Source organism: Neobacillus sp. (genome assembly GCF_031988165.1).
Classification (GTDB): Bacteria; Bacillota; Bacilli; order Bacillales; family Cytobacillaceae; genus Neobacillus; species Neobacillus rhizosphaerae.
The window spans coordinates 71,908-92,704 of the sequence record NZ_DALZYO010000016.1; the positions used below are offsets into that span (position 1 = coordinate 71,908).

A 20,797-nucleotide genomic window follows, 5' to 3' on the forward strand; every position below is an offset into this window, starting at 1 on the left:
GGATTGGCATATGACCTCGATCCCCCAGGCGCTGGAGCTAGACAGTTATCAAATTTCACGATATTATTTTTGATTTTCAAAAAAACAGGGGAGTGAAGATATTTTGGAACAAAGCGAAAAATTTAAGCTTGCTGTTGAAACCGAAGAAGAATTACGTTCAATCATGGGTTTTCCAAGTGAATTAGTAAAAAATAAGGTAATCACCTATTTAGACCATCATTGTTCTGATTTTATTTCAAAGTCTCCATTTTTAGTTATTTCCACTTCTGATAGTTCGGGTTTTTGTGATGTCTCTCCACGAGGGGATTCGCCTGGCTTTGTCCTTGTGTTAGATGAAAAACGATTAATGATTCCCGAAAGGCCCGGAAATAAAAGAATGGACTCTATGCGTAATATATTATCGAATCCAAGAGTTGGTCTTGTTTTCTTCATTCCTGGACTTGGGGAAACACTTAGAATTAACGGGAAAGCCACGTTGGTAAAGGATGATGAACTTCTAGAGCAAATGGCTGTTAAAGGACGAAAGCCTCTCTTAGGGATAGGTGTTGAAGTAGAGGAATGCTTCATCCACTGTGCGAAAGCCTTTAAACGCTCAGGATTATGGGAACCAAGCTCTTGGATTAATCAAGATACATTGCCATCTGTAGCCAAGATCCTATTTGAACACGCTAAGCTCCCTAATACCAGTGCTGAGACAATTGCGGAAAGACTTCAAGAAAGTTATACTCAACGACTGTACTAACGGACATTCTTTTAGGTTTAGTTTATAATGTATTCGACAATATCGTGAGAGGATTTTTGCCATGCATATAAGTGAATTAGATTCTTGGGTAGCAAAACTAGGACTTGTTCCGCATCCAGAAGGCGGCTATTACAAAAGCACCTTTTCATCTGGGGAACAAATTTCTGACAAAGAGTTAAGTGTAACTTTCGCAGGTCAGCGCAAACTTTATACGAGTATTTACTTTTTATTAACGTCTAATAATATTTCCCACTTTCATCGTCTGAAATCTGATGAATTATGGTATTACCATGCTGGAAGTCCATTAACCGTTCATGTCATTCATAAAAATGGAGAATATGAAGAAATGAAATTAGGTATGAATGTAGAAGAGGGCGAAGTACCTCAAGCTTTGGTTCCTAAAAATTCAATCTTTGGTTCCTCCGTCCTGGAAAAAGATACATGCTCACTAGTTGGCTGCATGGTTTCTCCTGGTTTTGAATTCCAAGACTTTGAATTATTTACCCAAGACGATCTTTTACAAAAGTATCCGCAACACAAGGACATCATTCTGAAGATGGCCTACAAGGAACTTCCTAAATAGGGTAGAAATTATTGCGACCCTTTAAATTCAATCAAACGTTTGATTAATCCCTAAAAGCCTATATACCAAGGCTTTCGTCGATTCAATCAAACGTTTGATTAGTTTTTTCTGGTTTAAATTTAACTAAACCATCTCCATTTACTTCTTCAATTGATTCAGTTGAGTATCGTATACCTTTTTGTTAGTACGAATCAACCATAAAGGTGTCAGGCACCAGCCAAATTAATGGCTGGTGCCTGACACCTTTTTGTGTTCTATATTATATCATTCATACCCTTAAGCAGGGCTATATAGGTAATCGTTTTCTGAAATATAGCAGTTTGATTTAAATAGGAAGATTTTCATGAAAAGATCAACTATACCTTACCCCTGTTAAAATCTTCCTTCAAGATTATCGCAAAAATTCCAGAACTTTTTTTACAGCTGATTCTCCTTGATCAATGCAATCCGGAATACCGACACCCTCATAGGACCCCCCAGCAAGGAATACCCCTGGCAATTCCTTAGAGAGGGATTCTTTTACGTTCTTCATCCGCTCAATATGGCCGACATTATATTGCGGCATTGCCTGCTTCCATCTTGTGATAATATGAAACAACGGCTTATCCGTAATGTTCATTGTTTTATTCAAGTCCCTTAATGCAATCGAAATAATTTCCTCATCAGATAAATCGACCGCAGCTTGATCATTCGGTTTTCCAACATAACAGCGTAATAATGCCATTTCCTTTGGTGTCGTACCTGGCCATTTTTTATGAGTCCATGTACAGGCTGTAATTCTAAAATCACTATTCCTAGACACTAAAAATCCTGTTCCTTCGATATCCTGTTTGATTGCGGACTTAGGGAACGCCATCGCCACGTTCGCTACTGAATAGGACGGCATATCGTCAAACGTGCTCATGAACGGATAATCAGAAAGCATCTTTTGGGCATGGAAATGTTCCGTTGCAATGACCACGCTATCAGCCTGTTCGACCGTTCCATTTGCTAGTGTAATATGATAGAGATTCCCCTGTTTTACTATTTTATCAACAGGTGTTCCTTTGATAGCAGTACCGTCTTCCATCTGTCTTACTACTTCATCTACCAAAGATTCAAGACCGGTTGATAAGGAAATAAACATTCCTTTTTTTGAAGGTTCTTTTTTCGCGGTTTTAGGTGGCGCCGGCATTGTTTTTTTCAATCCAAGTACAAGACTTCGATGTTTTTGCTCCATATGATAGAACATAGGAAACAATGACATTAAGCTTAACCGGTCGATGTCCCCTGCATAAATTCCTGATAGCAGGGGATCAATTAGGTTATCGACTATTTCATCTCCCAGCCTTCTTCTAAAAAACTCACCAAGGGATTGATCGGCCTTTTCTTTTCCTCTTGGTAAAATAAAATCACCTGCTGCTCTTAGTTTTCCAAGTGGAGAAAAGAGACCTGAAAGGGCAAAAGGAGTAACTTGGGTCGGAATCCCCATGAAAGCCCCCTCAGGCATGGAATGGATCTTACCCCTTGCATAAATATAAGATTTACCTGCTGTATTCGACACAACTTTATCTTCTAATCCCACTTCTTTAATTAATTTTAGTGCACTGGCTTTCCGTGCGAGAATGGAATCCGGACCTTTTTCAACAATAAAGCCGTCTTTTTTCACCGTGTTAATCACACCGCCAAAACGGTTACTTGCTTCAAACAGCTTTACTTCTAGTGGTAAAGCCTTCTCTTTTATTTCTTTTTGAAGATAATACGCGGTTGCTAAACCGGTAATTCCTCCACCAATAATGACAACTTTTTTTTTCTCCATCTCAGTCACCAGCTCCAGGCAAATTATTTTATTAAGCCAACTCTTAGTTGAACGGAAAGTTTGTTACTGTTTTCACAATCAATCTGTTTTTATAGGAGAAAGTACTCACTTTCTCCCCCATCCTCATTTTATACTATTATAATAAGAAAAAATGAATATTTAAAACTTGTAATAAAAAGTTCACTTAATTTGTTGGGGTCAGTTACCTCATGAAAGATTTTTTCCTATTTCATTTCAGGTATCCCCACTTTTTTTCAAATCAGTTATGGGGTGACTCCTGCAAATAGTGGTGAATTAATTGGTTTAACAATTGATCTAGTGATGTAAACTGATACCCTAATGACTGGGCGCGCTGAATATCGACTGACCACGATCCGGGCAAATTATATGGAGAAGGATCTCCATCTACATGAAAGATTGCCTTTGTTTCAGAAAAATCCTCGATTAACTTCACTAATTCTCTTAAACTAATATCACCTTTAGAGCCTGGATTAATAGCTCCCTGATAATCGGACTTTACCATACTTAATAAAAACTTTGCTGCCTCATCTGAATCGATAAAGCTATATCGTAAGTCAGGATTTTCAATGAACATAGCTTTCTCTTCTTTTACATGCTCAACGTGGAATTTCAACCGATTAGTATAATCATCTTTTCCAACAATGATTGGAAAGCGGACGGCCACAACTGGAACTTTTGCATTTTGAAAAAGAATCGCTTCAGCTGCTCGCTTTGCTTCCTGGTATCCAACATAGCCTGAGTACTCTTTTCTATTTTTTAAGGTTGGCTGATACTCAAGTGCATCAAAGTTTTCTTCCTTATGAATTGTTCCAAAATCGTAGACAGCCTGACTGGAAGTAAATACGTATTTTTGAATTTTTCCAGCTAATGCCTCCAGCGTGTCTAAAGCTTCTTGAGACGAATAACATGTCTGATCAAAGACAACATCCCACTTCTTATTTCTAAACGCTTGTTGTAAAGAATCAGCATCTTCGCGAGTGATTTTCAATCTTGATACATGATCACCGAAGGAATCGGATGTCATTCCCCTCGTCGCGATTGTCACTTCAATCCCTTCTGCTAATAATAATTGGACTAACCTTTTTCCAACAAATTGTGTTCCACCGAGTATTAATGCAGATTTCATGAAACGTTACCCCCTTCTACTACCTATGTATTCCGGTCACTTAGATTCTTGCATTGTTATTGAATCAGAGACTCTTATTAGTGCAGTTAAAAACAGTATAAAATTAAATGTAATAATATTCAAAATTATTTCACACTATTTCATCAAGAATCTCAAGTGTAGGAGTAAAATCATTTATTTAAAGGTTGTTTTCGTAAAAACTGTTGCTTTTCTTACTAAATTTGCCTAATTTCTTTAATTGAGATGGTGATTTTTTCCGCTTCATGATTTTAAAGGCGAATTAAACCAATTTTTCTCTAAAAGGTCTTGCTATATTCAAATTACCAAAGAGTTTAAATGGTTTATCAGCGAATATGTTTCATTTATCAGCGACTTTTTATGTTATATCAGCGAGTTGAAGGGTAATGGTCAAATCGTCCTTCCATTTCAATAAAAGTAACAATCTTTAGAAAAAGAGCCTTTTTAAAAGAGAATAGCTATAATGACTGACCCATTCTGGCGGTTTCCAGTTGATAAACCCGTGAGTAACGGATGCCACTAAACTATCCCAGCATACAGACACTCCTTAAATAGTCTTACTTTGTTTCATCTACAACCAAATCTGCTGCTTCGTGTGGTTGATGTTTCTCTACCACTTCCACTAATGTCTGAATCGTCATTATCCTTTTTAAAATTCCAATCATATTCATTGTTTTACCATTGTTATCTAGGATTCTTTTACTTAGCGATATTTTTTTAAAACAATGACGGCATTGTGGCCGCCGAAGCCAAAAGAATTGGATAAGCCAATTTGTAGTTTTGCCTCACGGGCAGTATTTGGAACATAATCTAAATCGCATGATGGATCCGGTTGTTCTTGATTGATTGTTGGCGGAATGATTCCTGCTTCGATGCTTTTTATTAAGGCGATGGCTTCGACTCCACCCGCTGCACCTAACATATGGCCGGTCATCGACTTGTTTGCTGTAATCGGAACTTGATTGGCTTCAGTTCCAAACAGCCTCTTAATTGCTTCTGTTTCGGAACGATCACCTACTTCCGTACTTGTTGCATGCGCGCTAATTACATCAATCTCATTTGTAGAAAGGGCGGCATCACGTAATGCAGATTTCATCGCTATATACGCCCCTTTTCCTTCTGGATGTGAGGCTACCATATGATAGGCATCGGAACTAGCACCATACCCAATTACTTCTGCAAAAATCGTTGCATTCCTCGCTACTGCATGCGATAACGATTCTAAAATTAAGATACCAGCACCTTCTGCCATGACAAATCCATCACGATTCGCATCAAATGGCCGGCTCGATTTTGCAGGTTCGTCATTCCTCGTGGATAAAGCAGTCGCATTCTCAAAACTAGCTAACGATAACTCCGTGATTGCCGATTCGGCCCCACCGGCAAACATGACATCTGCTCCGCCATAGCGGATCAAGCGAAACGCTTCGCCAATCGCAGTATTTCCGATGGAACAAGCTGTTACAGGTGACATGCTAGGTCCCATTGCCTGATATTTTATGCTTATTTGTGCTGCAGCCATATTAGAGATGATTGCGGGCACCAACATTGGGCTAACTTTTCTTGGTCCTCTTGCACGCAACGAATCCATATTATTGATTAAGGTTTCAATCCCGCCTATTCCTGAGCCAACATAGACACCAAATCGCTCTGAATCAATCGTCTGGTGGTCTAGCCCCGATTGATTCCATGCTTGTTCTGCTGCAGCTATCGCAAAATGACAGAATGGATCTAATCTTCTTGCCTCCTTACGACCTAATAAGGTATTGGCGTCAAAATTCTTCACAAGCCCTGCAATTTTAGTTTTATGCTGTGTCGTATCAAATCTATCAATGGTAGAAATGCCGGATTTTCCTTCGATTAAATTCCCCCAGAATGTTGCAACATCATTGCCGAGTGGTGAAATGACGCCCATTCCTGTAATGACTACTCTCTCCATTCTCTCTTCCTCCTTTACCGTGTTACTCCTATTTTACCTAATAGTTATCCTATTACAAGTTATGGTTTATACTAGTATAACTACCACCATGTTTGGAGGGATCGAGTTTGAATAACCACACCAGATTAGCTGCCCTTTCAGATTTTTTAAAATCTAAACGTTCCAAAATCCAACCAGAATCTGTCGGATTGCCAGTAGGAATCAGAAGAAGAACTCCAGGTCTCAGGAGAGAGGAAGTGGCCCAGTTAGCAGGTGTCAGCACTACTTGGTATACCTGGTTAGAGCAAGGAAGAGATATAAAGGTTTCCTCTGTTGTGCTAGATTGCATAGCTACTGCCTTACAATTAACCAATGATGAACGGAAATATTTATATGATTTAGCATTGGATACACACGTAATAAGCACTATGAAATCAGTGGAACAACCAAAAATCAGTCCTTCTTTAGAGAAAATCCTCAAGGAATTGAAGTATTGTCCAACTGTTGTAACCGACCGTTATTGTCAAATTATCGGTTGGAATCAGGCGGCAGCCCATGTTTTTCTCGATTTTGACCAGGTCCCAGTGGAAGAGCGAAACTTAATTCGCTTAGTGTTTAAAAGAAAAGAGCTACGGTCACTAGCTGTCAATTGGGAGCACTTTGTCAAAGGATTTCTCGCCATTTTTCGTGTATACTACGGCCAATATGCCGGAGAAGACTGGTACAAACAATTTATTGAGGAGATGAGTGAGCATCACCAAGAATTCCAGACGCTTTGGCTTGATAGCCAGGTTAGTACTGCTCCAGATGTTCAAATTGAATTAAGACATGCCAAGGCAAGAAAAATGCTTTTTAATTTAACCTCGCTTCAGTTACAAGGGGATAATGATTTACGACTCAGCATCTATACGCCATTAGAAGGCTCCGCAACAGAAGAGAAATTAAAAAATTTAATGAATAAAAACAGTGACTGAACCATACTAAGCTGAAATATTTACCCTAGCATTTTTCCATGTTGGACAAATCTAGTAAAATAGGGCAAAAATAAAGCTAAGAGAAACCTGTTCAAGCACCGCACAAATTGACAGGAATTCACATTGGATGACTGTTAATATGAAATTAAGGAGTGAGCGATATAGGCTGGGTTGAGTCTTTACAGAAGGCAATTGAATATATAGAGGAACATTTACTAGAACCGATTTCAATTGAAAGTATTGCAAAACAGGCAAATGTTTCGGCCTTTCACTTTCAACGTACTTTTTCAATCTTAACGGATATAACTGTAGGGGAATATATCCGCCGCAGACGTTTATCTCTTGCGGCCCAAGAACTCTACAATACAAGCAGTAAAATCATTGATATCGCCCTTAAATATGGCTATGACACTCCCGAGGCATTTACGAAAGCATTTCGCCGACAGCATGGCCTTACACCTAGTCAAGCAAGGAATCATTCTGGAAAAATGAAATCTTATAACCGCCTGGTGATTCAGGTGAGTCTGAAAGGAGCAGATCCTATGAATTACAAAATTGTCGAAAGAGAAAGTTTTCAAGTAGTTGGAGTTAAGCGAGAGTTTTCATGTGTCAATGGCGAGAATTTAATAGCAATACCAAAAATGTGGAATGACGTTCACGTAGATGGCACCAACGACCTATTATTTAAGTTGAATAATGGTCAAATTAAAGGCGTAGTCGGGGTATGTGTGGATAAACGGGACCAAGGATCGCAATTAATGGATTATTGGATTGCTGCAGAATATGATGGTGACGCGCCCGATGGTTTATTGCAGCTAGAAATCCCTGCATCGAAATGGGGGGTATTCGAAGTTCACGGACCAATGCCCGATGCCATTCAGCAAGCATGGAAACAAATCTTCTCAGAATGGTTCCCATCAAGTCACTATCAGCATGCTGGCACTCCTGAAATGGAAGTCTACTCTGACGGAGACCCATCAAGTCCTGATTATTACTCTGAAATTTGGATACCGTTAATGTAAGACCCGTCAAATCAATTTAATATTAAACTCACGATTGCAATGCGAACAGGGGCCATCTCTGTTCGCAATTCCATTGGGGCCCCTCTGAAAATAAGTTGAACGGCTATGGTTACACATACTTTAATAAAAGAAACGGACTTCCCTCAATTAGAAGTCCGTTCATTTACCTACATTGATGGATTTTTATCAGACTAGTCACGTATTTCCTTGTTCAACTGTAGAATGCGAATGTTCAATATGAAGGTGTCGAGTTTTTTCTTATACTAAAGGTAGCAGTTGAACAGTTTAAAAAGAATTATCGGAATTTTCGATAATCAGTATATAGCTTACATTATATAAGGAGGTATGTTGTTAGTGAATACACCTATAAAAACACCTTTAAAAAACCGTATCGGTGGTGTGTTTATTCCTGTTCGTGACCTTGAGAAAGCAAAAAAGTGGTATAGTAAAATGCTTGGTTTGGAAGGTGGAGAAATATATTTTGGTCATTTATATAATGCTCCTATGGATGGGACTGCAGGATTAATTTTAGATACGATGCCAAAGTGGAGAGATGAAAATGGTAACATTTCAACTTATCAAGTACCATCCATTCAGTTTGTAACGGATGATATTCAAGCCTCATATCAATTTTTGAAAGAAAATAATGTTGAATTATTGTCAGAGATTGAGGACGATTTTTATTTTGTTTTTAAAGACCTAGATGGTAACGTATTGATGCTATGTAAGGATGTATCTTAACGAATATTTATTATACTAAACGGTGAGATTCTTCAAGATGAAGCTCGCCTTTTTTCTTATTCGTCTAAGAATTAGGAGAGTTGATAAAGGATTCCGGAAATTTTTAACGAATTATCAATAATAATAAACATAACAAGGTATTAAGGGTCGTGAAATAATGGGAAAGCCAATGAATTTTTATATGGACGACGAAATGGAAAAATCTATAATCACCAGGCTTCGGACCGCAGGTTGTGTTTTCGCAGAAGATGAGACCCGGTTGCTTATCTCAGAGGCACGGACGCCGGACACCCTTGCCGCCATGGTGGAACGACGAGAAGCCGGTTTTCCCCTCGAACACATCATTGGTTGGGCGGATTTCTGCAGTATTCGTATAGCGGTGGAGCCAGGAGTCTTCGTACCCCGTCGCCGCACCGAGTTTCTCGTCCACCAGGCAGCTGCCCTGGCCATGCCTGGGGCCATCGTCGTTGACCTATGCTGCGGCACTGGTGCCGTGGGCGTCGCGCTGGCTGCAGCTCTTGGAGGGATCGAGTTGCATGCAATTGATATCGACCCAGTCTCAGTGCGGTGTGCCCGCCGCAATGTTACTTCTGCCGTTGGTAACGTGTACGAAGGTGACCTCTATCAGCCACTGCCATCTAAACTGCGTGGCCGCGTCGACGTCCTGGTCGCAAACGCACCTTACGTACCTACCGAGGCAATCAAGCTGTTACCCCAGGAGGCGCGCGAACATGAGGCGCGGGTGGCGCTCGACGGGGGCACGGACGGTCTGGACATCCAGCGAAAGGTGGCTACTGAGGCTCCACTCTGGTTGGCTCCCGGCGGTCATCTACTGGTCGAGACTAGCCAGCAACAAGCCATGCAAACCGTTGAGATCTTTGCTCGGAACGGGTTAATCCCACGGGTGGCAAATTACGACGAACTGGACGCTACTGTCGTAATTGGAACCTGGCCCGCCCTCTAGAATGAATACGCCCAGCTAGGCCTTACCAGTTCTTTTGTCATATTTTAACTCTAAAAAAACAAAAAAAAACACCCGCACACTCACGACTAAAGTCACGAGTGTGCGGGCGCCAATCATCAATGTCTTGGTGCCCATAGCATAACAGAGACACCAATTAAACAAATCATTGCACCAATGCAATCGTAGGTATCAGGAGCCTTTTTATCAACACCCCAGCCCCATAATACCGCAAGAAAAATAAACACGCCCCCATAAGCAGCATATACCCTTCCAAAAGAAGGAAACTTTTGTAGTGTCGGGATAATCCCATACAGAATTAAGATGATGCCGCCGATTATTCCGAACCAAAATGACTTGTCTTCTTTCAGCCATAACCAAATTAAATAGCCCCCACCAATTTCCGCCAATCCTGCAAAAATAAATAATAGTATTGAATAAAAAATAATAGCCACGCTCCTAAATCCAAGCATTTCTCATTAAACTTAAGCAAAAAACCACCAAAAAATCAATGGATATCTCCTCAAAATAAATTTGTTGAATAAGAAAATAAATGATTTGCTCCTTACAAAAATCAGCTTGTCCACTTGTGGCAAGGAATAAGCTGTCTGCCTCGGTAATAATTAGCGGCTGCACAGGAAAAAATAAAAAAGAACTCTGAATAACAAATAATTTGCTATCAGAGTTCTCTGCGTCTTATGGAAATAACCATGCTACATGATCAGCTAAAACTTCCACTCTCTATGCATTATTTCCACCTTTAAAATGGTGAACTTTACCATTAAAACAAAATCTATAGTGTTGCGAAATATACTTCCCTTAATATTATTTACAACAAAATACATTTTTCAAAATAAAAATCGTAATATCATCAAGGATATAATTCCTGTCAGGACAGTGGCTAATAAACTCCGTGTCTTTATCGCAATGAAAAAGGTGGGGATAGCAGCTAGTATTTCAACGTTCCCAGCAGATAGCGAAATTTCACCATCAGCCATGAGAATCTCTTGACCTACTAAGGCAGCCATTACAGAAATGGGTATAAAACTTAACCATCGTATCCCCCATTCAGGCAGTTCAAAGCGGCTAAGTACCATCAGCGGCAGCACCCTGGGAATGAATGTGACAATCGCTGTTCCTAAAATAATCAAAAGAATCGCCCATCTTACTTCCATTTTTCCAACACCATCCCTATCGTTGAAGCAATAATTGTTGCCGCAATCACACCTAGACTGCTTGAAAACACGGAGCTGATGCCAACAGCAATAACCACTGCGATGATGGCAACGACAACATCCAGTTTGATTTTTTTTCGACCTAACATCGAGAGAACCAGAAGCCCAATAAACATGGCCGGCAAGGCATAATCTAACCCGAATTTTTCAGGATTTGAAATCCAATTTCCAAAATAGGCACCGGCGATATTGGCCATCACCCAGTTTAACCATGCTGTAATATTTAGCCCGTGCATCCATTTCTCACTAATGTTTCTCTTATGTGCCGCTTTATTAATGGCAACGCCAAACGTTTCATCGGTAAGCAGCGTTCCGATGAGCATATTCTTAAAAGGTGAAAGATGGCGAAAATAAGGCGAAAGGGCCGCGCTAAGTAGAATGTGACGAACGTTGACAAAGAAAATGGTAATAATAATGGCTGTGGTTGAACTATTAGCGGCAATCATTCCCGCTGCAATAAATTGAGCTGAACCAGCATAAAGAACGAAACTTAACAGGGCAATCTCCGCAATGCTAAGACCTGCCGTCTTTTCAACAACACCTGCAGCAAATCCAATACTTAAGTAACCCAATAGTGTTGGGATACAATCCTTTACACCTAGGACAAAGGAATCCTCGTCACTTGGATTGACCGCTGATTCTATTTCGGCGTTCGATAGACTCACTCTATCCCCTCCTTCGTCATCTTTGTAGTGAAACAGCGAAATAGTAAAGGAAAATTCGGTTCGGATTACTTGAACTGTTTTCCGGTAACCACAAGAACAGGTTACTTGTTGTTCACTTTCTAAAGCAGAAAGATTTTTTTCAAGAAAATCAAATGATTGTTCAAAGGTATTATAATAGGTACTATAGCAATATTCAATATTTTGAAAAAAATAAGGCATTCAGTGCCTGACTTTGTTTGTATTGAATAGTTATTCGATAACTTTTGAAAAATATATTCTGACATTGCATTAAAATCTTCATCCAAATATATTGCCTCTAGAATGAGCGTAATGTAGTATTACTGAAAGAACGCGTTAAACGTAAAGATCAAAAATTTAATCATTTTCATCATTTTGGTTTTAATGTCATATTCTAAGCACAAACAATAATTAGGAGGAGAACGATGTTTTTATCCTATCCCATTTTGGCAGCGCTTTTAGGTATGTTGATCGCCCAATTTGTAAAAATCCCCATCCACTATATAACCTCTAGAGAATTAAAATGGAACCTGATGTTTAGTACTGGTGGAATGCCTAGTTCTCATACATCTACAATTATTTCTTTGACTACAGCCATTGGAATCACTACAGGAGTTTATTCCAATGAGTTTGCCATTTGTGTGGTCGTATCCCTCATTGTCATGCATGATGCTACTGGGGTTCGAAGACATGCAGGATACCATGCGGAGGTTTTAAATACCTTGTTAGCTAATTTCAATCTTCTCATCGAAACTTTAAAAGACCCGAATTTAAAGAAAACAGAGTCAAGAGAAAAACTAAAAGAATTATTAGGACATCAACCTGCAGAAGTTTTTTTTGGAGCGATAACAGGTATCATCGTTGGTATTCTAACTTATCAGTTCTATCCGTTTTAATCATCGTGTTAGGTTAAGTTTTATTCTTTTCAGAAAGGAGCCCATTATGGACTTAGGATTAAAAGGAAAAGTAGCATTAATAACAGGGGCAAGTAAAGGAATTGGATTAGAAACAGCTCTAAATTTAGTTATTGAAGGTGCTAACGTCGCTATTTGTGCAAGAAATGGTGAAAATCTAAAAACAGCTGCAACCTTTATTTTTGAAAAAACAGGCACTGAAGTATTATACCTAGAGGCGGATGTAACGAAGGAAGATGATTGTAAAAGAATTGTAACTGCTACAGCCGATAAATATGGTCGAATCGACATTTTAATCAATAATGCTGGTACTTCTTCAGCGCACCCATTTGAACAAGTGGGAACCGAACTATGGCATCATGACCTCGATTTAAAATTATTTGGTGCGATCCATTGTTCGCGGTATGCCATTCCCTATATGCGTCAGGTTGGAGGAGGGGCAATTGTGAATGTGACGGCGGCCATTGCCAAAACTCCACCCGCTTCTTCTTTACCAACTACTGTGAGCCGAGCAGCAGGCATGGCTCTTACTAAGGCGATGAGCAAAGATCTTGGTCCTGACAATATCCGTGTTAACACCGTATGTATTGGTCTAATCCGAAGTGCTCAAATTGAAAGAAAGTGGAAACAAACAGCGCCTGAATCTACATGGGAACAATTTTCAAGGAATTCAGATCATCATATCCCTTTAGGGCGTATTGGAAATACGGACGAGGCTGCTAAAGTGATTACATTCCTCGCATCAGATGCTGCCTCTTATGTAACAGGGACAGCAGTGAATATAGATGGTGGATTAGCTGGCGTTTTATGAATGCTCGACCACTCTATAGAAGATTTCTTTGAAAAAAATTTGCAAACTGACTAAAAAAATAAGCACTCTTCCGTTTAGCCACGTATAGGCTAGATTACTAGGAATCTAGCCTCGTTCCTAAACCCTCGATGTCATAAGCTGGACTGCTCTATGGTAAACAAACCAACAGCAGTCCAGCTTATCCTTGTTAGAACAAACAGCTTTAGTCAGAGGAGTATTCATTATTACTTACTCCAATCCTCAACTGAATTTCCGAGGAATCATTCCCTCTTTGCTTTGGTAAAAAACAGAGTATTCAGACATTAAAAATCATAACCACATCACCATGATCACTCCGTTAAGTATTGTACCTTGGTTGTTCTTATATATTATCTCATTTCCAAGTTTTTAGCTGTCTTACTTGATTCCACTTCTTTTTCCTCTTTAAACGTACCAAATATGACATCGACAATCGGATTGCTAACGCCAAACCAATAATTTTCATTTTTGTAATGATGAAGAATATGCGTTTTCTTAGCCCATTTTCCAAATTTTGTTTTCGGCTTCAGAGGTCGATGTGCCACATAATGCTTCCATTCATACGTTAATAACATCGCCATTAAACCTAGTCCAAACACCACCGTTTCAGTTAGGTCACGTGAAAAGTAAAAAAAAACGGCTGAAATAATAAGAAAATTGGGAAGACTATACCATAAGGGCAGAAATAAAAGCTTTAAATCATTTGGATACACGTGGTGGTCATAATGGATTCTCTTTAAAAATTTTAGAAACAAAGGATTCTTAGGTGCTTTTAAATGAAATAAAAAACGGTGAGTAAAATATTCACTTAAGACAAAAACAAAGAGCCCCAGGAGGAAAAATAAAATCATTGAAATCTTCACTCCTGTCATAAGCACAAATATTAATCCTGCAAAAAACAACAAGAACATGACCAGAACATCAAAATGAAAAAAGAAATCGCGATATAGCCCCTTCATCACACACTCCCCTTATTACACTGTAATACTTTAATTTTATAATATTCTGAAAAATATATCATTAAAATTTCATTAACTTTTTATACACCTTCATAAACCCATTCGTCTTGTCTAGCTTTAGTAAGGAGGCTGATTATAATAAATACCCATTCCATTCGCAACCATTTTTTGGGGAATTTTTTCTTAAAACTAATTATATAGTGCTAGTAGTAACCAGTGGGCAGAACAATAGGTCAATTCTTCAAAAAGAACCCTTAAAATTGAATTAAGGGTTCTTTTTATTGTTTCCTTTTTCCAAATGCTCCACACTAGATGAATCATAATTCATCAATTATTTAAATCATCAATATATCCCTAATATCTTCTTCGGTAAGAGAAGACATTATTTTCTCCTCAGAATCTATGATTTCTTCAATGAGATGTCGCTTTTTATCTTGTAGTTCATTCATTTTTTCTTCGATGGTTCCATGGGCAACCAGCTTAATGACTTGGACAACATTTTTCTGACCCATCCGGTGGGCACGATCAGCTGCTTGTTCCTCGACGGCCGGATTCCACCAGGTGTCATATAAAATAACGGTATCCGCACTCATCAGGTTCAGGCCTGTCCCTCCTGCTTTCAAGGAAATGAGGAATAAATCGCGTTCCCCCTGATTAAATCGGTGGCAGATTTCCACTCGTTCTTCTGAAGGGGTTTGTCCATCAAGGTAAAAGTAAGGTAACCCTTTCATCGTTAACGCTCTACCAATAAGCTCAAGCATTTTCGTAAACTGTGAAAAAATCAGCACCCGTCTTCCAGACTGCTTTGATTCCTCGACAATCTGTAAGAGTTGTTCAAATTTCGCGGAGCTACCTTTATAACCGTCGACAAACAAGCTTGGGTGACAGCAAATCTGCCGCAGGCGCGTCAAACCCGCTAAAATTTTGATGCGATTTTTCCGAATGGTATCTTTGTCCAGCTGCTTCAATGTGTCGTGTCTTAATTTCGCCAAATAGGCCGCATACAGCTTCTTTTGTTCAGGAAGTAGCTCCACTGATTCCAGGGATTCTATTTTTTCAGGGAGCTCTGAAAGGACATCCTCCTTCAACCGGCGAAGTAAAAATGGCCGGATTCTCCGTGCAATGTTTTTCCTTGAAAGCTTGCTATATTCCTTTAGCCCCATGAAAAGTTCTGGAAAGACCACGTGAAAAATCGACCACAGCTCCTCTTGAGAATTCTCAACTGGTGTACCAGTAAGGGCAAAGCGATTATTGGATTGTAGCTTCTTAGCCGCACGTGCTGTTTGGGTCAATGGATTTTTAAATGCTTGGGCCTCATCAAAAAATACTGTATGAAAGGATGGTTTCGCAAAAAAGGTAATGTCCCGCCGCAATAACGGATAGGAGGTAATCAACACATCGATATCCGTTATTTCTTTCAGTAACTTAGACCGCTCGGCTTTATTTCCATCGATGACAACCGCTTGTAAGGTAGGAGCAAATCTCTTCATTTCGCTAAGCCAGTTATACGTCAAAGAGGATGGGCAAACAACAAGGACTGGCAGCTTTTCATTACGGATTTCAGGAAGCACGGATACGATAAACGCGATGCTTTGGATCGTTTTTCCCAGTCCCATATCATCTGCTAAAATCCCTCCGAAGCCATAATAGGCAAGGGTCTTCATCCATTTAAATCCGAGCTTTTGATAATCTTTGAGGATATTTTCTAAGCTCGTTGGTACTTCAAACTCCAACCGGCCAGGATTTCTGATGTGATCAAGGAACTGATGGAAGGACGCCTCTAGCTTGAAGGCATCGCTCACATCAACAGAATCAAGAAGTTGAAGGCTCTTTTCGATTGGTAAATCCAAGCCACTAGCGATATCCTTATCCTGGACAAGTGGTGAATGAAGAAAACGTTGAATTTCCTCGATTTCTCTCGTCTGTAACGAGAGCAGTGATCCATTGGGCAAACGATAATATTTCCGTTTTTCCTCTAAAGCATCTAATACATCCCGTATCTGTTTTTCAGGTATGCCGTCCATTTCAAATTTGAATTCAAGCCAATTGGTCCGTTCCTTTTTGACCTTCACCCTCACTTGCGGACGTACATTCCCTCTGGATATCCGATTTCTTACGGCCGTCGTTGCATAAATTTGAACAAGCGTTTGGAGCTTTGGTACGACATGGTACAAAAACTCATATTCAAGCTCTTCATTATGTAAAAAATAACCTCCGTCATTCTTCGCAAACGAGCTATCCTCCATGATTTGGAGAATTTCATCTTCCTTTTCCACATCCCTTATCAACATGAAGCCTGCCGGGAGGTCTTTCCTTTCCAATGGATGGATAACCATATTTTCGTAGTGAAACTCGAGTCCCGCCAAGAGGCGATTTTTGACACGATCCAAGTAGAGCTTGGCAACCAAAGGTGTCTTCATAAATTGCTTTGTTAATGATTCAGCTATGTGAACCTTGCCAATTTTTTTTTAAACCTTGAGCCACTTTTTCCAGAAAAAAATAGATCTGTTCTTTTGGTATGGGAATTTGATTCGTTCCGGAAGCATCTAGCATCCGCTGCAGGTCCGAAAGACGTTTACAGTCCTGACTTTCCAGCTGTATTATTTTCCCTTCATATAGAACAGAGCGATAGGGATCGAGGACAACCATCCGATGAAAGCCTTTCACCGTCAGTTGATAGCCTTTGTCTACCGTTTCTGTAAAATCAAACTGTAATGGCAGGGAATCGTCGGATAAGTCTAACCCTGTAAAGGTTCGTCCATCATACTCCAGTTTCACCCCTGGTGCTTTTAAAAGTAACGGCAGAAGCCGTTCCCAAGATGATGATGGAAGGAGCAGCCTCTGATGGTGATCCTTGTCTGGCAAAACGTCACCAAACACCTTTTCATCATGAATCACTTGAATAAGCTGCTGAATAACCGCATCTGTTGCAGCTTGGAAGCATTGCAGACTCGGGTCGTACGTGAAGGAAGGGGAAAGTTGGCATGGATTCCCTTCTTTTACTTGCTCCAGAAAAACGCGGATATTTTCCACTTTAGTCGAACCGAGATTCATTTCAATACCGAATATGTACCGTCGCATGCCCATCGCGACTGGTTTACAAGTAAACTCTACGTCAAGCACTTTTCTTTTTTCAAAGTGAAGCTGATGGCCGCTTGATCGGTGAGGCTGATCAGTGAAAAGAGTCCGTAATCCTTCTGTCAGTTCCAGATTGTTTGAAGGTGAAACAGCAGGGATGGTTCCTCGAAGTTGATGGTCGTAAATCGCCAATAAAACAGCGGCAATATGCTGACAATCCTTATCAAATGAAGCTAGTTTTGGGCAGCTGCATTCCGTTCGAATGTCTTCATGGGCATCCTTTTCAATCGTAACACGGAACTCTTCCTCTCCTGTTACCGTTGCTTGACAGCGATTAGAAAGGTATTGGTCAAAGACTACTTTATTCGTACGATAAAAATAATCTCCTCGTTTAAAGGAGACCTTACCGCACATTTGTTGAATCATTTTTTGATTTAATGTTATGTTCAAGTGCCTTGCTCCTCCCTTGAGGATCAGTTGGTCTCAACTATTATCTGCGCTTTGGATAAATTTAGCATCCAACTATTTATTATTATTGAATTATTACGATTGTATCATAAGCTTGGAGCACTCGATAACTTCTTTCCCCTAATCCCCAGGAGTTTGGAAACAGCAGCACATGTTTGTGTATGATTAATGATAGTATTAACATAGAAAAAGCGACCTTCGTAATCGAAGCATCGCCATTGTCGAACCTACTAGCTACTTTAAGAATTCGGATAGGTCTCTTGCAAAAACTGGACGGATTGGTTAATTAACGTCTGTAAGACAGCAATATCGATATCTGCTACCTTATTGATGTACACACACCCTTTCCCAGTCGTATGTTTTCCAAAGTTATTGAGCAATTCCTGACGTTTTGTATCACCTGGTGCAAAATACAAACTTATTTTTGCCTTTCGAGGTGAAAAGCCCACTAATGGGGCAACCCCTTCATGACCTGATTCATATTTATAATGATAGGAACCAAATCCGATAATACTTGGCCCCCACATCTTCGCTTCATATCCTGTCGTTTCAGTAAAAATATCTACTAGTTTATACGCGTCCTCACGTTTTTTCGTGCTCTCAACACTCTCAATAAACTCCACAACACTGTTATCCGTTTCTTTTGTTTTTTGCTGATAGGTCATTAGAATCACTCCTAGTCTTGAAATTAGTAGTTTGACGAAAAATGGTTTCAAATACATTATTGGTAAATGGAACAAATTACAGTCACCGTCTGAAAAGCACAGGCTATTTCATGCGGTTTATATTCCCCTCAGATGCAAAAATGTTAGCCCTCGTATCTCCCTCATTTTATAAACGATGATTCATTTTAAATAATCATGTGATTCTTCATGAGGATTGAATCTATTTTATTAATCTATACTCTTTTAATACTGTTTTTCCTGCTTTAATAGGAGTAATTTTTCAAAAAAGAAGGATTTAGATATTAAATAGTAGAAGAAATGCGATGAGAGGAACTTTAAAGGGGGATTTATATGAAGAAGGAAGATATTATTAAAGGAAAGTTAAGTTTAGTAGAATGGGCTCATTCTTTGAGAGCTATTCCGAATGATTTATGGTTCCAGCCATTTCGTGAAGGTTCATGGGGTTCTGCAGACGTTATTTCTCATTTTATATCCTGGGATAATTTTATGATAGAAAACAGGATTTCGCATCTTGTAAAAAACGAGCCATTCCCTAAAATGTCCATTGATGTAGAAGAAATAAACAAGGCAGCATCGACATATGCCAGATCAGGAATAACGAAGGACCAGCTGATCAATGAGTTAATTTCTATTAGACAACATTTAGTATCACTCCTAGCTGAGTTGGATTCGGAAAGATTCGATATGCCACTTCCTGGTAAGGAGCATATCACTCTTGGCGAGTACTTTGTTGGTATGATTGAACATGACCAAAAACATATAGCGCAAATTGAATCATTTATTAGCCAAAATAAAGAATCATAAGGAAAATAAAAATAACAAGATCGCCTCCGGTCGATATGGCAGCTAGAACAATATTTCTTGGAGCTGAGAGGGGGGCGTCTTCCCCCCTATTTTAATCAAATTCTCGTTTCCCGGCGTACAACCGGCACTACTTCCGTTGCCAACCGCTCAATGTTTTCAGCCACTTTTTTAAAAGGCATACCACCTATGTCCATTTGGGCAATAAATCGCTGATGTCCAAATAGCTCGTATTGACGCAGAATTTTTTCGATAATTTGCTGTGAGCTACCTACAAATAAAGCCGTTTCCGCTCCCGATATCAGTTCAAAGTCAGCTCTGGACATCTTGGTGCTTATTCCAACTTGGTGATTGAGGTAACCCCAGTAATTTGAATGATAAGGGTAGAATTCATCTCTTGCCCTCTGCGTTGTTTCCGAAATATAGACATGGCCCGTTACTCCAACCTTCATATCTTCACGAGGATGACCTGCTTCATTCGCCGCCTGTCGGTATTGATCCACCAACGGTTTAAATCGAATCGGATCGCCTCCGAGAATCGCTAATGCTAAGCCAGCTCCTAATCTACCTGCTCGTGCTGCACTTTCCGAAGTACCTCCCACTCCAACCCATAAGGGAATATTTTTTTGAATTGGCCGCGGGGCAATTTCGGCATCATGCAATGCAGAGCGAAAACGACCATTCCAGGAAACTTTCTCATGAGCGTTCAGCTTCAGAAACAACTCGATGTTCTCTTCAAACAAAGCATCATAATTTTCCAAATCATAACCGAATAAAGGGAAAGATTCGGTAAAAGCTCCACGTCCTGCAATGATTTCGGCACGTCCGTTTGACAAGAGATCAAGTGTAGCAAAATCCTCAAATAATCGAACAGGGTCAACCGTATTTAATACAGTCGTAGCACTTGTCAGTTTAATTCGATTGGTGACTTGTGAAATCGCAGACAAGACGATTGGTGGTGCTGACACTGCATAGTCCAGACGATGATGTTCACCAACACCAAAAACGTCTAGTCCTGCCTGATCAGCCATTTTTGCCGCTTCGATTATATCTTCCAAACGCCGTCTTGTGCTTATGGTTTTCCCTGTTTGTGGATCAGGCCCTAAATCTGCTAATGAATATATCCCAATTTCCATACCGGAATGTCCAGCTGTCGCATCTACCTCCATCTTACTCTCCTCCCCAAACACTGTTTTGTGACTACTCATATTTTGTTTTCAAGATGAATCAAGCGTTTTAG

At 39.8% G+C, this 20,797-nt stretch carries 18 protein-coding genes and 1 pseudogene; 9 read left to right on the forward strand and 10 right to left on the reverse strand.

The genetic code is table 11. The features are described from left to right. The first annotated feature begins 103 nt into the window (after positions 1-103). Together RTR43_RS11640 and RTR43_RS11645 are read left to right on the forward strand one after the other, a co-directional pair. A complete protein-coding gene (locus RTR43_RS11640; RefSeq protein WP_396954567.1) occupies positions 104-742 on the forward strand; it encodes a pyridoxamine 5'-phosphate oxidase family protein in 639 nt (212 codons plus the stop codon). Positions 743-803: 61 nt separating this feature from the next. Next, on the forward strand, positions 804-1,325 hold the full coding sequence (locus RTR43_RS11645) for a cupin domain-containing protein (RefSeq protein ID WP_312472077.1): 522 nt from the start codon (positions 804-806) through the stop codon (positions 1,323-1,325). A 391-nt stretch (positions 1,326-1,716) separates the two neighbouring features. Here the strand turns inward: RTR43_RS11645 and hemY are convergent, their stop codons facing one another. The 3 genes from hemY to fabF form a co-directional block, all read right to left on the reverse strand. Beyond that, positions 1,717-3,123: a protoporphyrinogen oxidase gene (gene hemY / locus RTR43_RS11650; protein WP_312472078.1), complete on the reverse strand. Its 1,407-nt coding sequence runs from the start codon at positions 3,121-3,123 to the stop codon at positions 1,717-1,719. A gap of 259 nt (positions 3,124-3,382) precedes the next feature. Further along, positions 3,383-4,270: an NAD-dependent epimerase/dehydratase family protein gene (locus RTR43_RS11655; RefSeq protein ID WP_312472080.1), complete on the reverse strand. Its 888-nt coding sequence runs from the start codon at positions 4,268-4,270 to the stop codon at positions 3,383-3,385. 721 nt (positions 4,271-4,991) lie between these two features. Then, complete coding sequence (gene fabF, locus RTR43_RS11660) at positions 4,992-6,227, reverse strand: beta-ketoacyl-ACP synthase II (protein ID WP_312472081.1); 1,236 nt, start codon at positions 6,225-6,227, stop codon at positions 4,992-4,994. 107 nt (positions 6,228-6,334) lie between these two features. On the opposite strand from fabF, the gene RTR43_RS11665 reads away from it, so the two are divergent. From RTR43_RS11665 to RTR43_RS11680, 4 genes are all read left to right on the forward strand, one after another. Beyond that, positions 6,335-7,180: a helix-turn-helix transcriptional regulator gene (locus tag RTR43_RS11665; protein WP_312472082.1), complete on the forward strand. Its 846-nt coding sequence runs from the start codon at positions 6,335-6,337 to the stop codon at positions 7,178-7,180. 161 nt (positions 7,181-7,341) lie between these two features. After that, positions 7,342-8,202: an AraC family transcriptional regulator gene (locus RTR43_RS11670; RefSeq protein WP_312472131.1), complete on the forward strand. Its 861-nt coding sequence runs from the start codon at positions 7,342-7,344 to the stop codon at positions 8,200-8,202. A 354-nt stretch (positions 8,203-8,556) separates the two neighbouring features. Continuing rightward, a complete protein-coding gene (locus tag RTR43_RS11675) occupies positions 8,557-8,943 on the forward strand; it encodes a VOC family protein (protein WP_312472084.1) in 387 nt (128 codons plus the stop codon). Positions 8,944-9,124: 181 nt separating this feature from the next. Then, complete coding sequence (locus RTR43_RS11680) at positions 9,125-9,907, forward strand: putative protein N(5)-glutamine methyltransferase (protein WP_312472133.1); 783 nt, start codon at positions 9,125-9,127, stop codon at positions 9,905-9,907. A gap of 116 nt (positions 9,908-10,023) precedes the next feature. On the opposite strand, the gene RTR43_RS11685 is transcribed toward RTR43_RS11680, so the two are convergent. The 3 genes from RTR43_RS11685 to RTR43_RS11695 form a co-directional block, all read right to left on the reverse strand. Next, the gene (locus tag RTR43_RS11685) at positions 10,024-10,350 is read right to left on the reverse strand and encodes a YnfA family protein (RefSeq protein WP_312472134.1); all 327 of its coding nucleotides are present in this window, start codon (positions 10,348-10,350) and stop codon (positions 10,024-10,026) included. 402 nt (positions 10,351-10,752) lie between these two features. After that, positions 10,753-11,079 (reverse strand): AzlD domain-containing protein, encoded by a 327-nt coding sequence (locus RTR43_RS11690; RefSeq protein WP_248735590.1) that lies wholly within the window; start codon positions 11,077-11,079, stop codon positions 10,753-10,755. Next, positions 11,070-11,804, reverse strand: a complete 735-nt coding sequence (locus RTR43_RS11695; RefSeq protein WP_312472087.1) for an AzlC family ABC transporter permease — start codon at positions 11,802-11,804, stop codon at positions 11,070-11,072. The genes RTR43_RS11690 and RTR43_RS11695 overlap by 10 nt, the downstream gene beginning before the upstream one ends. 443 nt (positions 11,805-12,247) lie before the next feature. On the opposite strand from RTR43_RS11695, the gene RTR43_RS11700 reads away from it, so the two are divergent. Then, on the forward strand, positions 12,248-12,718 hold the full coding sequence (locus RTR43_RS11700) for a divergent PAP2 family protein (RefSeq protein WP_312472089.1): 471 nt from the start codon (positions 12,248-12,250) through the stop codon (positions 12,716-12,718). Between the two features lie 46 nt (positions 12,719-12,764). Further along, entirely contained in the window at positions 12,765-13,547 is a 783-nt protein-coding gene (locus RTR43_RS11705; RefSeq protein ID WP_312472090.1) for an SDR family NAD(P)-dependent oxidoreductase, read from the forward strand. Positions 13,548-13,915: 368 nt separating this feature from the next. Here RTR43_RS11705 and RTR43_RS11710 read toward each other — a convergent pair whose 3' ends face one another. From RTR43_RS11710 to RTR43_RS11720, 3 genes and pseudogenes are all read right to left on the reverse strand, one after another. Next, positions 13,916-14,524: a sterol desaturase family protein gene (locus RTR43_RS11710; RefSeq protein ID WP_312472092.1), complete on the reverse strand. Its 609-nt coding sequence runs from the start codon at positions 14,522-14,524 to the stop codon at positions 13,916-13,918. Positions 14,525-14,859: 335 nt separating this feature from the next. Continuing rightward, positions 14,860-18,052: pseudogene (locus RTR43_RS11715) on the reverse strand (DEAD/DEAH box helicase). A 257-nt stretch (positions 18,053-18,309) separates the two neighbouring features. Next, positions 18,310-18,735 carry a DUF1801 domain-containing protein gene (locus tag RTR43_RS11720; protein WP_312472093.1) on the reverse strand — a complete coding sequence of 142 codons (426 nt, stop codon included), beginning with the start codon at positions 18,733-18,735 and terminating at the stop codon, positions 18,310-18,312. A gap of 351 nt (positions 18,736-19,086) precedes the next feature. On the opposite strand from RTR43_RS11720, the gene RTR43_RS11725 reads away from it, so the two are divergent. Then, positions 19,087-19,560 carry a DinB family protein gene (locus RTR43_RS11725; RefSeq protein ID WP_312472095.1) on the forward strand — a complete coding sequence of 158 codons (474 nt, stop codon included), beginning with the start codon at positions 19,087-19,089 and terminating at the stop codon, positions 19,558-19,560. A gap of 95 nt (positions 19,561-19,655) precedes the next feature. On the opposite strand, the gene RTR43_RS11730 is transcribed toward RTR43_RS11725, so the two are convergent. Next, on the reverse strand, positions 19,656-20,726 hold the full coding sequence (locus RTR43_RS11730) for an LLM class flavin-dependent oxidoreductase (protein WP_312472096.1): 1,071 nt from the start codon (positions 20,724-20,726) through the stop codon (positions 19,656-19,658). Positions 20,727-20,797: the final 71 nt, after the last annotated feature.